15 protein-coding genes are annotated in these 14,848 nt (G+C 69.3%); 7 read left to right on the forward strand and 8 right to left on the reverse strand.

All coding sequences use genetic code 11. The annotated features are described in order from the left end of the window. The first annotated feature begins 148 nt into the window (after positions 1 to 148). Genes pstS through ACIA8G_RS24205 form a run of 5 tightly spaced genes read left to right on the forward strand, consistent with a single transcriptional unit; the run spans position 149 to position 5,219 of the window. Complete coding sequence (gene pstS / locus ACIA8G_RS24185; RefSeq protein WP_396420926.1) at positions 149 to 1,252, forward strand: phosphate ABC transporter substrate-binding protein PstS; 1,104 nt, start codon at positions 149 to 151, stop codon at positions 1,250 to 1,252. A gap of 33 nt (positions 1,253 to 1,285) precedes the next feature. Beyond that, positions 1,286 to 2,350 carry a phosphate ABC transporter permease subunit PstC gene (pstC, locus tag ACIA8G_RS24190; RefSeq protein WP_396420927.1) on the forward strand — a complete coding sequence of 355 codons (1,065 nt, stop codon included), beginning with the start codon at positions 1,286 to 1,288 and terminating at the stop codon, positions 2,348 to 2,350. Beyond that, positions 2,347 to 3,261 carry a phosphate ABC transporter permease PstA gene (gene pstA, locus ACIA8G_RS24195; protein WP_396420928.1) on the forward strand — a complete coding sequence of 305 codons (915 nt, stop codon included), beginning with the start codon at positions 2,347 to 2,349 and terminating at the stop codon, positions 3,259 to 3,261. Before pstC ends, pstA begins: the two co-directional genes overlap by 4 nt. 10 nt (positions 3,262 to 3,271) lie before the next feature. Beyond that, entirely contained in the window at positions 3,272 to 4,048 is a 777-nt protein-coding gene (gene pstB, locus ACIA8G_RS24200; RefSeq protein ID WP_396420929.1) for a phosphate ABC transporter ATP-binding protein PstB, read from the forward strand. A 10-nt stretch (positions 4,049 to 4,058) separates the two neighbouring features. Then, entirely contained in the window at positions 4,059 to 5,219 is a 1,161-nt protein-coding gene (locus ACIA8G_RS24205; protein WP_396420930.1) for a hypothetical protein, read from the forward strand. Positions 5,220 to 5,223: 4 nt separating this feature from the next. Here the strand turns inward: ACIA8G_RS24205 and phoU are convergent, their stop codons facing one another. Beyond that, the gene (gene phoU / locus ACIA8G_RS24210; RefSeq protein ID WP_396420931.1) at positions 5,224 to 5,889 is read right to left on the reverse strand and encodes a phosphate signaling complex protein PhoU; all 666 of its coding nucleotides are present in this window, start codon (positions 5,887 to 5,889) and stop codon (positions 5,224 to 5,226) included. Positions 5,890 to 5,961: 72 nt separating this feature from the next. Then, a complete protein-coding gene (locus ACIA8G_RS24215) occupies positions 5,962 to 8,493 on the reverse strand; it encodes an LCP family protein (RefSeq protein ID WP_396420932.1) in 2,532 nt (843 codons plus the stop codon). 255 nt (positions 8,494 to 8,748) lie between these two features. On the opposite strand from ACIA8G_RS24215, the gene ACIA8G_RS24220 reads away from it, so the two are divergent. Next, positions 8,749 to 9,288, forward strand: coding sequence for a hypothetical protein (locus ACIA8G_RS24220; RefSeq protein ID WP_396420933.1), 540 nt, complete (start codon positions 8,749 to 8,751; stop codon positions 9,286 to 9,288). A 429-nt stretch (positions 9,289 to 9,717) separates the two neighbouring features. Here ACIA8G_RS24220 and ACIA8G_RS24225 read toward each other — a convergent pair whose 3' ends face one another. From ACIA8G_RS24225 to ACIA8G_RS24245, 5 genes are all read right to left on the reverse strand, one after another. Beyond that, positions 9,718 to 10,566 (reverse strand): GGDEF domain-containing protein, encoded by an 849-nt coding sequence (locus ACIA8G_RS24225; RefSeq protein ID WP_396420934.1) that lies wholly within the window; start codon positions 10,564 to 10,566, stop codon positions 9,718 to 9,720. Between the two features lie 141 nt (positions 10,567 to 10,707). Continuing rightward, positions 10,708 to 11,160 carry a hypothetical protein gene (locus ACIA8G_RS24230; protein WP_396420935.1) on the reverse strand — a complete coding sequence of 151 codons (453 nt, stop codon included), beginning with the start codon at positions 11,158 to 11,160 and terminating at the stop codon, positions 10,708 to 10,710. Beyond that, positions 11,153 to 12,277, reverse strand: a complete 1,125-nt coding sequence (gene dusB, locus ACIA8G_RS24235; protein ID WP_396420936.1) for a tRNA dihydrouridine synthase DusB — start codon at positions 12,275 to 12,277, stop codon at positions 11,153 to 11,155. Before dusB ends, ACIA8G_RS24230 begins: the two co-directional genes overlap by 8 nt. Positions 12,278 to 12,328: 51 nt before the next feature. Then, positions 12,329 to 12,826, reverse strand: a complete 498-nt coding sequence (locus tag ACIA8G_RS24240; RefSeq protein ID WP_396420937.1) for a macro domain-containing protein — start codon at positions 12,824 to 12,826, stop codon at positions 12,329 to 12,331. Positions 12,827 to 12,867: 41 nt separating this feature from the next. Then, positions 12,868 to 13,533 (reverse strand): macro domain-containing protein, encoded by a 666-nt coding sequence (locus tag ACIA8G_RS24245; protein ID WP_396420938.1) that lies wholly within the window; start codon positions 13,531 to 13,533, stop codon positions 12,868 to 12,870. Positions 13,534 to 13,609: 76 nt separating this feature from the next. Between ACIA8G_RS24245 and ACIA8G_RS24250 the strand changes: the two genes are divergently transcribed. After that, positions 13,610 to 14,287 carry a DUF4241 domain-containing protein gene (locus ACIA8G_RS24250; RefSeq protein ID WP_396420939.1) on the forward strand — a complete coding sequence of 226 codons (678 nt, stop codon included), beginning with the start codon at positions 13,610 to 13,612 and terminating at the stop codon, positions 14,285 to 14,287. On the opposite strand, the gene ACIA8G_RS24255 is transcribed toward ACIA8G_RS24250, so the two are convergent. Then, a complete protein-coding gene (locus tag ACIA8G_RS24255; RefSeq protein ID WP_396420940.1) occupies positions 14,284 to 14,835 on the reverse strand; it encodes a superoxide dismutase in 552 nt (183 codons plus the stop codon). The two genes, ACIA8G_RS24250 and ACIA8G_RS24255, sit on opposite strands and share 4 nt — an antisense overlap. Positions 14,836 to 14,848: the final 13 nt, after the last annotated feature.

The raw sequence follows: 14,848 nt of genomic DNA on the forward strand, positions 1-14,848 counted from the left end.
CGGTCGTGTGACCCGTCACTTCCCGTTCGGTGTTCACCTCCCGTTCACCCCGACAAGGGGGGATGTCCACCATGGATACCTACCTTCCGAAGCGAGCGGCGACGTCCGTCGCGAAACCGCTAATGCTTCCGCAAGGTGGAGGACCAAGGTGAAGATCCAGCGGCACGGCGCCGTGCTCGGCCTCGTCGCGGCCAGCGCGCTTCTGCTCGGTGCGTGTGGCAGTGACAACAACGCGGGCGCGGGTGGCACGAACACGCCCGCCGCCTCCGGTGTCGAGTGTGGTGGCAAGACCAAGCTGAACGCCGAGGGCTCTTCCGCGCAGAAGAACGCCGTCGACGCGTTCGTGCAGGCCTACCAGGCCGCCTGCCCCGGCACCGACCTCGCCTACAACCCCTCCGGTTCCGGTGCGGGTGTCAAGAACTTCAACGCCGGCCAGGTCGACTTCGGTGGCTCCGACTCCGCCCTCAAGGAGGGCGCGGAGACCGAGGCCGCCGCCAAGCGCTGCCAGACGAACCCGGCCTGGAACCTGCCGCTCGTCTTCGGTCCCGTCGCCATCGGCTACAAGGTCTCGGGTGTCGACAGCCTCGTGCTGGACGCCAAGACCACCGCCGCGATCTTCTCCGGCGCGGTCAAGAAGTGGAACGACCCGGCCATCAAGGCGCTGAACGGCTCCGCGACCCTGCCGGACAAGGACATCGCGGTCATCTACCGCTCGGACGAGTCGGGCACCACCGACAACTTCCAGAAGTACCTGAAGGTCGCCGGCGGCTGGACCAACGGTGACGGCAAGCAGTTCAAGGGCGGTGTCGGCGAGGGCAAGGAGAAGTCCGCCGGTGTCGCGCAGGCCGTCGGCTCCATCGACGGTGCGATCACCTACGTCGAGTGGTCGTTCGCGCAGGACAACAAGCTCTCGATCGCCAAGATCGACTCTGGTGCCGGCGCTGTCGAGCTGACCGCCGAGTCGGCCGGCAAGGCCATCGACGGCGCGAAGATCAAGGGTGAGGGCAACAACCTCGTCCTCGACCTCGACTCGATCTACGGCTCCAAGGCCGCCGGCGCGTACCCGCTGCTCCTCGCGACCTACGAGATCGTCTGCTCCAAGGGCTACGACGCCGACACCGCGAAGGCCGTGAAGGCGTTCCTCACGGTCGCCGCCACCACGGGCCAGCAGCAGCTCGCCGAGGCCGGCTACGTGCCGCTGCCCAAGGCGTTCCAGGACAAGCTGCTGACCGCTGTGAAGGCGATTGCCTGAGGTTGATGCGAGACTTCGGCTGACGCTGACGCGATGAACGATCCCGTCGTGGCCAAGCGCCCCGCCGGCTCCGGTGACCCCGGAGCCGAGCGGGGCGTTGCGGCTGCTACCAAAGCCACGGAGGCTCCGATTCCCCCGACACCGGAAGCTTCAGCACCACCCGAGAAAGTCCACGTTCGGCCAGGCGACCGGATCTTCCGGGGACTGGCGACGGGTTCGGGCGTCTTCACCGTCGTGCTCATCGGCGCGATCGGCCTGTTCCTCATCCTGCAGGCGATCCCGTCACTCGGCCTCGACCAGATCAACTTCCTGACCAGCCGCGAGTGGAACACCACCGATCCCGCGAACCTGCGGTTCGGCATCCTCGATCTGCTGCTCGTCACGGTGGTCGTGTCGGTGCTCGCCCTGCTGATCGCCATGCCGGTCGCGCTGGGCATCGCGCTGTTCCTCACGCAGTACGCGCCGCGCAAGCTCGCCCGGCCGTTCGCCTACGTCATCGACCTGCTCGCCGCCGTGCCCTCGATCGTCTTCGGTCTCTGGGGCCTGTTCGTGCTCGGGCCGGTGCTGTACCCGTTCTCGCAGTGGCTGATCGAGAACCTCGGCTGGCTCCCGATCTTCGCCAAGGGCAACGTCAACGTGCAGCTCGGCGGCACCGTCTTCACCGCGGGCATCGTCGTCGCGGTGATGATCCTGCCGATCATCACGGCGGTCAGCCGCGAGGTGTTCGAGCGCACGCCCACGATGCACATCGAGGGCGCCATCGCGCTCGGTGCGACCAAGTGGGAGGTCGTGCGCACGACCGTGCTGCCGTTCGGCAAGGCCGGTTACGTCAGCGCCTCGATGCTCGGCCTCGGTCGCGCTCTCGGTGAGACCATCGCCGTCGCGATCATCCTGAGCACCGCCACCCAGGCGTTCGGCTGGTCGCTCTTCGACGGTGGCTCGACGTTCGCGTCGAAGATCGCGCTCGCCGCCCCCGAGTTCAACGACCCGCGCTCGGCCGGTGCCTACATCGCCGCCGGTCTCGTGCTGTTCGTGCTGACCTTCGTGGTCAACGCCATCGCGCGTTCGATCGTCGCCGGCCACAAGGAGTACGAGTGAGCACCAACCTGGCGGACCCCACCCGCCTCGCGACGCCGCCTACGTTCCAGGCGGTCAGCCTCCCGCGCCGGATCAAGAACGGCGTCGCCACCGCGCTCGTGTGGGGCGCGTTCCTGGTCGCGGTCATCCCGCTGGTGTGGGTGCTCTACACCGTGGTGCAGCGCGGCTTCCCGGTCGTCCTGGACGGGGACTGGTGGCAGAAGTCGCTGTCCGGCCTGCTGGCGCGCCAGCAGGGCGGCGGTGCGTACCACGCGATCTACGGCACCTTGGTCCAAGGCCTGGTGTGCGCCGTCATCTCCGTGCCGATCGGCATCATGATCGCGATCTACCTCGTCGAGTACGGCGGCCGTTCGAAGCTGTCGAAGGCGACGACGTTCATGGTCGACATCCTCACCGGTGTCCCGTCGATCGTCGCGGCGCTGTTCGTCTACACGGTGTGGATCACGACCTTCGGGCTCAGCCGCAGCGCGTTCGCAGTGTCACTGGCGCTGGTGCTGCTCATGGTCCCGGTCGTCGTGCGGACCACCGAGGAAATGCTCAAGATCGTCCCGGACGAGCTGCGCGAGGCCTCCTACGCGCTGGGCATCCCGAAGTGGAAGACGATCGCCAAGATCGTCATTCCGACGGCGCTCTCCGGCATCCTGACCGGCATCATGCTGGCCCTCGCCCGCGTCATGGGCGAGACCGCGCCGGTGCTGGTCCTCGCGGCGTACGCCCCGTTCATCAACTACAACATGTTCGACGGCCCGATGGCCTCGCTGCCGTTGATGATGGTGAACGAGCGCAACAACCCCACCCAGGCGGGCTTCGACCGCATCTGGGGCGCCGCGATCACGCTGGTGCTACTCATCACCCTGTTCAACCTGCTGGCCACCGTGATCTCGCGGGCGCTGGCGCCGAAGACGAAGTGAGCGGGCGGACATGGCCAAGCGACTCGACATCAAGGACCTGAACCTCTTCTACGGCAAGTTCCACGCCGTCGAGAACGTCGCACTCGCGGTGCCGCCGCGCAACGTGACCGCGTTCATCGGCCCTTCCGGTTGCGGCAAGTCCACTGTGCTGCGGTCGCTGAACCGCATGCACGAGGTCGCGCCCGGTGCGCGCGTCGAGGGCAAGGTGCTGCTCGACGGCGAGGACATCTACGCGTCCACTGTGGACCCGGTCGAGGTGCGTCGCACCATCGGCATGGTGTTCCAGCGGCCGAACCCGTTCCCCACGATGTCCATTCGCGACAACGTGGTGGCCGGCCTGCGGCTGTCGGGCGTGAAGGACAAGAAGAAGCTCGACGAGGTGGCGGAGCGCTCGCTGCGCGGCGCCAACCTGTGGAACGAGGTGAAGGACCGCCTCGACAAGCCGGGTGGCGGCCTCTCCGGCGGTCAGCAGCAGCGTCTGTGCATCGCGCGTGCCATCGCGGTGCAGCCGGACGTGCTGCTGATGGACGAGCCGTGCTCGGCCCTGGACCCGATCTCCACGCTGGCGATCGAGGACCTGATCACGGAGCTGAAGAAGGAGTACACGATCGTCATCGTGACTCACAACATGCAGCAGGCGGCGCGGGTCTCCGACCAGACCGCGTTCTTCAACCTGCTGGGTGTCGGCCAGCCGGGCCAGCTGATCGAGGTGGACGACACGGAGAAGATCTTCTCCAACCCCAGCCAGAAGGCGACCGAGGACTACATCTCCGGCCGTTTCGGCTAAGTTCCCTCGGGTGAGCCCGCAGAGCAAGTCCCGCAAGCGCAAGCTTGGCAAGGCACCCGGCCGCCGGCCGGAGCAGCGGTCCCCGTACGGGGCGCTGCTCGAGTCGGCGGCCGCGTTGCGTTCGGAGTCCTGGCTGCTCGCGGACGCGTGGGCGAGCGAGCTGTACGCCACGCTCTGGCTCGCCGGATCCGGGTACGCCCCGATGGTCGAGGCGCTCAAGGCGATGGACGACCCCGCCGCGCTCACCGCGTTGCGCGCGCTGGCCGGTGTGGGTGACGCGGAGACCAGGCAGTCCGCCGCGACGGCGGCGGAAGCGGTGGCGGCACGCGGTGTCGCCGAGCCGGACTGGTACTCCGCGGGCGCCGCGCTGGAGTTCCGCGATGCGTTCCTCGTCACGAACCTGTTGGGGGACGTGGAGGTCGTCGCGATCACCCAGGAACGCGCGGGCGCGGCGGAGACCGTGCTGTTCATGCGGCAGCCCGTGCTCGGGGCGACCGCTATCGAGCTGTTCGCGACGCCTGACGAGGGCACCGTGGCGTTGCTGGAGGACATGATCGCCTCGACGCCCGACGCGTTCCGGGACGTGATCACGCCGTTGAGCGCCACCGACGTGTACGACCGCGTGTGGCCGGACGTCGAGCAGTTCTGGGAGGACGGGCCGGACGAGGAGGCCGAGGAGGGGCTGATCGGCTCCGAGGACGTCCGCCACCCCGTCCAGCTGATCGCACTCGCCGATGCGCGCGTGAGTGCGTTGGTGCCTCAGGGTTACGAGATTCCCGCCGTCAGTCCGGAAAGGACGGACGAGGTCGTCGAGGCGTTCCTGGCCTCCGATCACGGGGTGGCCGACGTCGAGGCCGCGCGGGCGTTCGCGCGCATCGTCGCCGCCGCCGCGGTCGAGCAGAACCGGGATCCGGTGGTGTACGGACCGGCGTCGCTCACGGCGGTGCTGATCCTGAACGTGGCCGCGCGCGTGCACGTCTCGGACGAGGATCTGGCGCTGTTGCCGGAAATCGTGCGGGCGTGGGCCTACTTCACCGTCGACGCGCGGGATCTGCCGCGTGACGAGGCGCGGGCGGCGTGGGACGACGAACTGCCCACCGTGCTCGCCGAGTTCTCCGAGGCTTACGTCGATCCGGAGCTCGTGGCCGAGCGCGATGGGCAGTTTCGTTGAGTGACTAGAGGTTCTCGTCGCCGCTGTAGCCGGGCATCCGGCCGGTGACGACGAAGACCGTGCGCTTGGCGACCGACACGGCGTGGTCGCCGTAGCGCTCGTAGAAGCGGCCGAGCAGCGTCACGTCCACCGCGGCGGCGACGCCGTGCTGCCAGTCCTTGTCCATGATCACCGAGAACAGGTGGCGGTGGATGTCGTCCATCGCGTCGTCCTCGTCTTCGAGGTTGCGTGCGCGTTCGACGTCCTTCTCGCGGATGATCACCGCGGCCTCGGTGGCGAGCTTGACCGCGATCCGGCCCATCTCGGCGAAGTACGGCTGCACGTCCTCCGGCAGCGCCGACGCCGGGTGCCGACGCCTTGCGGCCTTCGCCACGTGCAGGGCCAGGTCGCCCATGCGCTCGACGCTCTCGGCGGCGTGGATCACCGCGAGCACGGTGCGCAGGTCGGTCGCGACCGGTGCCTGCAGCGCGAGCAGCGCGTACGACTGCTCCTCGATGCTGGAGCGGACGTCGTCGACCTTCTGGTCACCGCTGATGACCTGCTCCGCGAGGCCGAGGTCGGCCTGCAGCAGGGCGGCGGTCGCGTTCTCCATCGCCTCGGCGACCATGCCGGTCATGTCGGCCAGTCGGTCGGCGAGCTGTTCTAGCTGGTCATGGTAGGCCTCGCGCATGGCGCTCAGCCTACGTCGCGACCATCGCGGCAGCGACATGCCAGGATGAACCCGAGGTGAACCCCAGGCGAATCACTTCGCGCAGGGGTCCTGTGCCGCGTTCACAATGGACAGATCATTTCCGGCTTGTCCCTGGTTACCGGCCTGGGTGCCACCCGGTGCCACGACCTTGTCGTCGAAGTTCGAGCCGAGGGTCAGCAGGACCGCGCCACCCATCTCGGGTGCCTCCACCAGTTCCGCGCTGGGCACCGCGGCCCTGAGCGTCGCCGCCCAGTCCTCACGCCCCTTCGCGAACTTGATGGTGGTCTTCGCCTCCTTCGGCGCATCACCGACCTTGACGACCTTGAATCCGTTTTCCTGCAACGCGGTCACCGTGCGACCCGCCGCGCCACCGTTGGTCGGATCGCCGTTGACGACCTGGACGGTGACGCCCTTGGGGTCGACGATCGAACCGGGCTTGGCCGGCGTGGGGGTCTCGCCGGGCTTCGGCTCGGTCGGCTTCTCCTGCGGCAGCGGCGTTCCGTCGATGATCGTCTGGAACAGCGACTTGACGTCGTCGTCCTTCAACCGCTCGATGTTGTCGTTGTTCGACTTCGTGGGACCCTCGTCGGTCCAGTGCGGCATCGTGACGAACGAGACGCGGCCGGCATCGAGGCTCTGCAACGAGTTCGCGAGCTCCAGCAGCGAGGCCACGCCGATGTTGTCGCCGACGGTGGACTTCGTGAGCGCGTTGATGAAGTTGTTGAGCTTGGTCGGGCTCAGCAGCACCTCGTTCGACAACGCCTGACGAAGCATCGCCGACAGGAACTGCTGCTGCCGCTTGATGCGGTCGAAGTCGGTGCCGCCGTCGCCGGCGACCTTGCGGGCGCGCACGTACTGCAGCGCCTGGTCGCCCTGCAGCGTGTGCTTGCCGGGCTTGTCGATGACGACGCCGAGCTCTTCGTCCTTGATCGCGGTGGGCGTGCAGATCTGCACCCCGCCGATCGCCGTGGACATCTCGCGGAACCCGACGAAGTCGATGCTCACGAAGTGGTTGATCTTGAGGCCGGACATCTGGGTCATCATGTTGGCCACGCACTCGGGTCCACCGTCGTTGTAGACGCTGTTCGCCATGACTGCGTCCGCGGCCGCCAGAGGGCCGCCGTACTGGCCGTTGTCCGGGTTCCAGCTGCGGCACGCGGGCCGGTCGACCCGCACGTCGCGCGGCAGGGACACGACGACCATGCGCTTACGGTCGGCGGGGATGTGCGCGAGCATGATCACGTCCGAGCGCGCACCACCCTGCTGGGCCTGCGTGCCGACGTTGTCGCCGGCCTTCGCGCCCGCGCGGGTGTCCGAGCCGACGAGCAGGAAGTTCTCGTCGCCGAGCTGCTTCTCCGCCTGCTGCACGGCCTGCGAGTTGCCACCGAGCGCGTCGATCTTCTGGATCTTCGAGTCGGCCCACTGCATCGCGGCCCAGCCGATGCCGGTCGACGCGAACACCACGGCCGCGGCCGCGATGGCGCCGATCTTGGCTCCACGCATGAGCTTGCGTTGCTGGGGCGTGCGACCGACGACCTTGGGCTCGTCGTCCTCCTCACCGAGCAGAACCGGGTCGGCGAACTGGGTCGCCTCCACGTTCTCCTCGTCCCCGTCCTTCACCCACGGCATGAGCTTGGAGCGCCGCTCCTTGCGCTGGCGCTCCTGCTCGAGCAGTTCGTCGTGCACCGCGGAGAACCGGGCAAGCGTGTGGTCGACCTCGCGACGCTTCTTGACGTCGTCGCCGATGGCCTCCATCTCGGTGGTGAGACACGTGGGGCCCATCTCGTCGCGCGTCTCGACCTTGGCCACACCCGCCGCCGGGGCGATCTGGGTGGCCTCGGGTCCGGGCGCCTCGGCCTCTTCGGCGGGGGCGCCACCGAGCCGGTTGGCGATGACGGCCTGGGGAGGCATGGGCCGGGGTCCGCTGGACTCCGCGCGGGACGGCATGGGGTGCCTGCCGGTCATGTCCCCGTTCGGGAGCGCGGGAGGGCGCGGAATGCTGGTCGAGGACGGCGCGTCACCGGGCAGGAGCCGCCGTGGGGCAGCGTCGGGCGTCCCGCCTGGGGGACGCGGCATGCCGTTCGACGTCGCGTCGCCGGGTGCCGGCGGGCGCGGGATGCCGTTGGAGGAGGGTGCGTCGCCGGGCGCGAGCCTGCGCGGCGCACCGTCGGGTGCTGGGCGGCGCAACGTGCCGCTCGCCTCGGGTGGACCGTCGGGCCGGCGCAGTGTGCCGTTGGCGTCGGGTGCACCGTCGGGCCGGCGCAATGTGCCGTTGGCGTCGGGTGCACCGTCGGGTCCGGGTCGGCGGAGCGTGCCGCCAGCTTCGGGTGCACCGTCGGGTCGGCGCAGTGTGCCGTTGGCGTCTGGCGCACCGTCGGGACCGGGTCGGCGCAGCGTGCCGTTGGCGTCTGGCGCTCCACCCGGACGGCGCGGAACGCCGTTCGACGACGGGGCGTCACCAGGAGGCATCCGCCGCGGGTCGCCGGGCGCTGGTGGGCGCGGCATGCCGTTGGACGTCGCCTCGCCTGCCAGGGCCCGCGAGATGCCGTTCGACCCGTCGCCGGGCGCCGGTGGGCGTGGCATGCCATTAGAAGCGTCGCCGGGGGCCGGCGGGCGGGGCATGCCGTTGGACGTCGCGTCGCCGGGTGCCGGCGGGCGCGGGATGCCGTTGGCAGAAGGTGCGTCTCCGGGGGCGAGCCTGCGCGGCGCGCCGTTGGGACCCATCTCGCCGGGTGCCGGCCGCCGGACCGTGCCGGTCGGCTCGCCGGGAACCGGCCGCCGCTGCATTCCAGTCGCGTCGGGCCGTGGGCGCTGGCCGGTCTGCTCACCGGGCGCCGGATGTGGCCGCTGACCGGTCTGGTCGGCGGGAGCCGGGCGTGGGCCGGTCTGCTCACCTGGCGCTGGACGTGGCCGCTGACCCGTCTGGTCGGCGGGAGCCGGACGTGGGCCGGTCTGCTCACCAGGAACCGGACGCGGTCGCTGACCGGTCTGCTCGCCAGGCACCGGACGTGGCGCCGGGCGCGGCCCGGTCTGCTCACCAGGTGCCGGACGCGGTCGCTGGCCAGTCTGCTCACCGGGCGCGTAGGCGCCGTTCTGCACGGGACTCTGCACCGGCCCCTGGGCCGGGTTCTGCGCAGGATTCTGGGCCGGCCTGGGCCGGGTGCCGGTCTGCTCGGCCGGGAGGTCCGCCCTGCGGCGCCTGCCGGTCTGCTCGCCGGTGAAGTTCTGCGGTGGCGCTTGCTCACCCATCGGTGGCCGCGGGCGCGTACCCGTCTGCTCACCAGGACGGTGAGCTGCGGGCGGCTGCTGCCGCGGGTCCACGCCGGGGCGAGGTGGCTGCGGGTCCGGCAGGGCACGCCTGCCGGTGGGAGGAGGTGAGTCGGGCAGGGCACGCCTGCCTGTAGTGGAAGCGTCGGGCGAGCCTGGCGGGACGGGTCGGGGGATGTTCGTCCTGCTGTGCTGCTCGATGAGGTCCGAGACGCTCAGGCCCCCAGAGCCTTCCATCGAGCGACGTCTACGGCCGGTCGGCTGGTCTTGGTGCTGGGGATCCTGATCACCACGGGAAGAGGGGCCGCCACGTCGGGGGTCGTCGGGCACCCAATCTCCCTTCTGGGTCAGAAGCAGAAAAGCGGTTCGTCATTACGAAGTGACGACGACCGGGACACAAGGGTTGCATCACCGGCGTGTCAGTTGCGCCCGCGATACTACGGATGTAGCCGACTTCTGACGACCACTCCGGGTGATACGCCTGCGATCTATACGCGATTACGCGCAGTCCGCTTGCCCTGAACGGGTGAGCTGGCTCACTCAGTAGTAACCGAGAACACGTGTCTCGGCGATGGCCCGCCGCCCCGCCGCTGCGCCTGCAAGGCGCACCCGGCCATCCGCACGGTACGCCACCGCGTTGCGACCCGACTGCTTGGCCGTGTACAGCAGACTGTCGGCCCGCAGCAGCTGTTGCTCCGCCCCGACAGCCGGACGATCAGGGGCCACCTCGGCGGGCGGCTCGTAGGCGAGGCCCGCGCTGACCGTCACGCGCAGCCCCGGCGCGATCTCCTGCCACGGGTGACGCTCGACACGTTCCCGGGCCGCTTCGGCGATCTCCACGGCGCTGGCCGCGTCCACCCGAGGCAGCACGAGCACGAACTCCTCGCCGCCGTAGCGGGCGCAGAACGCGTCCTCCGGCAGGTCCAGCTGCAGCAGTTCCACCACGCGCTGCAGCACCCGGTCACCGAGCAGGTGGCCGAAGGTGTCGTTGACCTGCTTGAACCAGTCGAGGTCGATCAACGCGATGGCGAGCCCGTCGCGGCGCGTGCCGTGCTCGGTCAGCAGGCCGATCAGCCGCTGGTCGAGGTACCGGCGGTTGTAGGAGTCGGTGAGGCTGTCGCGCAGGCTCTGTTCGCGGGCCTCCGCGTGCTCCCGGCGCAGCCGGTCGACCTCGCGGCGCAGCTGTTCGGGAACCTGCGGCTCCTCGTCCTGGTCGGCGTACACCAGGTCGAGAGCGGAGCGCAGGTGCTGGTAGGCCTGCCGCCACTGGCCGCGGGAGGCGAGCAACGCCGCGATGGATTCGTGCAGCCCGACCAGCCTGGCCCCCTGCTGGTCGACGCTGGCGTCGGCCTGCTGGGTCTCTGCGATCTCGGGTTGCAGCGCGGTCATCGCGGTCACCTCCTTACTTGCCAGGTGTCGTCCCATAAGAGGCGGCGCTTGAGCTAGAAGGACGCGTGGGGGCGGGATTTCCCCCGTCCGGTTGACCGTTAGCTGCTCCGAACTAGTGAGCGAAAGTGATCAACAACCCGCTCAGCCACCGAGGCAGGGCGCGAACCCGTACACCTGGTCGTCGAGCATGACGACGTGCAGTGATCCGATCTGGCTGCCGATCACCTGGTCGTCCTGGCGCAGCGTGACCGTGACGGCGAGTACGTAGACGTGGCCACGCGGATGCGCCTTCTCACCAGGGGGTGCCCAGTCGGCGTCGATCCGAAGGGTCGACCAGGTCGGCTCGACCTTGATCGTCGCGCCGCGCAGTTCGCACGTTTTCTGCCGGAAGTCCGGATGCTGCGTGTCCTTCAACAGCGTCTGCTGCTGGGACGCACCCTCGTCGCCCGCCTTGTTGAGGCGTTCGTAGAACTGCTTGAACTTCGTGCGGTCGTCGTCGGTCAGCTGGACCGGGCGAGCGGTGCCCGCGACCGGGCCGGTGCAGCCCACGAGCAGCGCGAGCGAGGCGAGCAGAACCGCGACCCGTTCAGCCACCGGAATGCATCACGTCCGCGCCGGCGGGCACCGTGGCGTCCTCCGGATCGTCCAGCCACCCTTCGGGAAGCACGACCTTCGCCGACGATCCCTGCCTGCCGCGCGGCCCCTCGGCGTTCTCGGGGAACGGCACGGTCTTGTCGAGCGTGCCGATCAGGTCGTCCAGCTCCTGCAGGCTCGACACCATCGCGAACGCCCGCCGTGTGTCGCCGCCGACCGGGAAGCCGTGCCAGTACCAGGCCATGTGTTTGCGCAGGTCGCGCAGGCCCTTGTGCTCGCCGTCGTGGGCGGCGAGGAGCTCGGCGTGCGTGCGCAGGACCTCGGCGACCTCCCCGAGGTTCGGGCCTTCGGGGATCTCCTCGCCCCGGAACGCCGCCTGCAGGTCGCGGAACAACCACGGCCGCCCGAGGCACCCGCGCCCGACGACCACGCCGTCGCAGCCGGTCTCGGCGACCATGTCGAGCGCGTCCTGAGCGCTGAAGATGTCGCCGTTGCCCAGCACGGGAATGCTGGTCACGGCCTCTTTGAGGCGCGCGATGGCCGTCCAGTCAGCCTTGCCGGAGTAGCGCTGCGAGGCCGTGCGCGCGTGCAGCGCAACGGCCTGTGCACCCTCGTCCTGCGCGATACGTCCCGCGTCGAGGTACGTCAGGTGGTCGTCGTCGATGCCGATGCGGAACTTGACGGTGACCGGCATGTCTCCGGCGTTGCGCACCGCAGCCCGCACGATCTGCCGGAAGAGCTCCCGCTTGTACGGCAACGCCGCCCCGCCGCCCTTGCGCGTCACCTTGGGCACCGGGCAGCCGAAGTTCATGTCCATGTGGTCGGCGAGGTTCTCGTCCACGATCATCTTCGTGGCCTCGCCGACGTTGCGGGGGTCGACGCCGTACAACTGCATCGACCGCGGGCTCTCGCCCTCGTCGAACGTGATCATGTGCATCGTCATGGGGTCGCGCTCGACCAGCGCCCGCGCCGTGATCATCTCGCACACGTACAGCCCGGCCCCGTAGCGACGGCACAGCTGCCGGAACGCCACGTTGGTGATGCCGGCCATGGGGGCGAGCACAACGGGCGGATCGACGGCGTACGGGCCGATTTTGAGGGTGGCTGGAACGGACACGCCCCTCAGGTTACGGCACTGACCAGCCGCGATCTTCACCGAGCGTGACCGTCACGACCCCGCACACCGCGTGAGTGCGTCGTAGGTCTCCCGGTCGAACGCGACCAGCCGGATCCGGTCGATGATCGGCAACGACCGCACGGCCCGTACCGCGATCTCCGCCGCTCTGGGCACCGGGAAGCCGTAGACCCCGGTCGCGATGGCGGGGAAGGCGATGCTGCCGACGCCGAGTTCGACCGCCAGTCGCAGCGAGTGCAGGTAGCAGTCGGTCAGCACCTGGTCCTCGCCGTGACCCCCGCCCTCCCAGACCGGTCCCACCGTGTGGATCACGTAGCGGACCGGGGCGAGGTCGAACGCGGGAGTCGCCACCGCCTGTCCCTGCTCACACGGAGCCAGCTCCGCGCCGGCCGCCGCGAGCCGTGGCCCGGCAGCGCGGTGAATCGCGCCGTCGACGCCACCTCCGCCCATCAGCGACTCGTTCGCGGCCGTGACGATCGCGTCCACGGCCTCGGTCGTGATGTCGCCCAGCACCACCTCGATCGTCCCCATGCCTGAAGCGTGGCACCGTCGTGCCCACTCGGCGTGCACTTTCACGCCGGGTGAACAGGGTGATCTTCACCAAGCGTGACCGCGATGGCTTCCTCGATCGCGATCTGGGTGCGGCGTTCGTCACGTTCACCGTTCGTCCACCGGTGCTCGTTGTCGGCCGTGCACTCCCAGTACGGATCCGTGCCGTCACCCCGCACCAGGCAGCCGTACATCACCACCAGCCCGGCACTAGCGGCCTGCCAGACGCCACCGGTCCTCCGCCCGTACGCGATCGGCCGCGCCTTCGCCCCGCAGGTCGGGCAAAGCTCGACGATCGGCTTGACCAGGTTCGTCCTGAGCGCGTCGCAGGTCTCCTGGTCGGGCGCGACGAGCCGGATCGTGTCGATGATCGGCAACGACCGGATCGCCGTGGTCGCGATCTCCGCGGCCACCTCCGTCGGGAAGTCCGTCGCGATGGGGCCGAACGCGATGCTCCCGACCTCGAGTTCTTCCGCCACGACCAGCGAGTTCGCGTAGCAGTCCGAGAGCTCCTCGTCCTCTCCGCCGCGACCGTTGAACCAGGCAGGAGCTGCCGTGTGGATCACGAACGGCCCGGACGTCCGGTCGCACGCGATCGCATGGCCCGGCCTTCCCGCCCGTGCGGCGACGACGATCGCCTCCACGTTCTGGTCCGTGATGTCGCCCAGCACCACTTCGATCGTCCCCATGACGCGAAGCATGGCAGTGCCCCGATCGGGTTCAAGAGCCTTCTGCCACGATGCCCGTTGAGACGTGAGGTGAGGCGTGGGGGCGGTTGAACTGATCAGGACCGGGTTCGAGCGGTTCTTCGTCGACGGACCGGTCGGCAAGCCGACCGGCGGCGGCGAACAGCAGGTCGTCAACGTGCAGCAGGTGGGTGAACTGGCCCTGCCGACCGGCAGACTCGTCGCGGCCGACCCGTTCGTGCTGTGGCCGGAAGACGCGGAGGCGTTCACCGAGACGGTCGAGCCGGGCACGTACCCGGTGTCGGTCTCCCTGGTTTCGTGGATCGACGGCGACGGCTTCCCCGACCTGCGGCAGGGCTACCGCGTGGCCGCCGCCAAGGTGACGGTGAAGGACGAGCCCGCTTACTCGTGGCGGCCGGCCGTGGTGCCGGGCGAGCACGTGCCGATGCTGCCGGTGATGCCGGAGTTCGGCTACGACGTGAAGTCGAGCACCGGCGCGTTCTTCGACCTCTCCGCTGCCGACGCCCTGGATCGCCTGGCCGCCGACGACGAGGTGGGCAACTGCGACCTGATCGACGCCCTCGGCGCGGTGGGCGGCGGCCGCGGTCCGGCCAACGTCACCGACCCCCACTCCGGCCTGAACGTCGTCGCGTTCTCCACGGGCTGGGGCGACGGTGTCTACCCGACCTGGGTCGGCCGCAACACCGCGGGCGACCCGGTCGCGTTCGTCACTGATTTCTTTGTGATCAACCGCTAGAAGTCCACGTTTACGCAAGCTAGCCGCGGCCCGGCGGTTCCGGCTTCACCGGGCTTCGTGTGCGTGTGTTCGTTGTGCAGCACCACAGATTGCGCGTGCCGGTCGGTGAACTGCCAGTCCACAGTGGACGAGGTGTAGGCGAACCCGTTGCCGTCGGTGTGGACGTCGAGCCAGATCTCGTTGCCGGGGTTGGCATACGCCGGATCGACCGACGGCTGCACCGGATCCACGACGTGCTGGAAGTGCGGTCCCGAATCAGCCGGCGCCGCACCGCACTTCTTCACGTGCACGTGCGCCCCGTACGCCCGATGCGGCAGCAATCCGTTGAGCTTCAACAACACGGTCGTGCCGCCGCTGATCGTCGGCACCGACACCACGGTCACCTTGGCCTTGTCCGGCACCTTGGCCGCGTCGTACGTGACAGCCTCAGCCGTCGGGCTGTAGCTCCCGAACGCCCCGAACGTGACCGCCGTATTGGCCGCGTGCGCCACACCGCTGGTTGCCGTCAACAAGAGCGCGGCACCGACCACAGCTGCAAACGTCTTCATGGATCACTGCTTA

Origin of the sequence: Lentzea sp. NPDC051213 (assembly GCF_044455585.1) — a bacterium.
Lineage (GTDB): Bacteria > Actinomycetota > Actinomycetes > Mycobacteriales > Pseudonocardiaceae > Lentzea.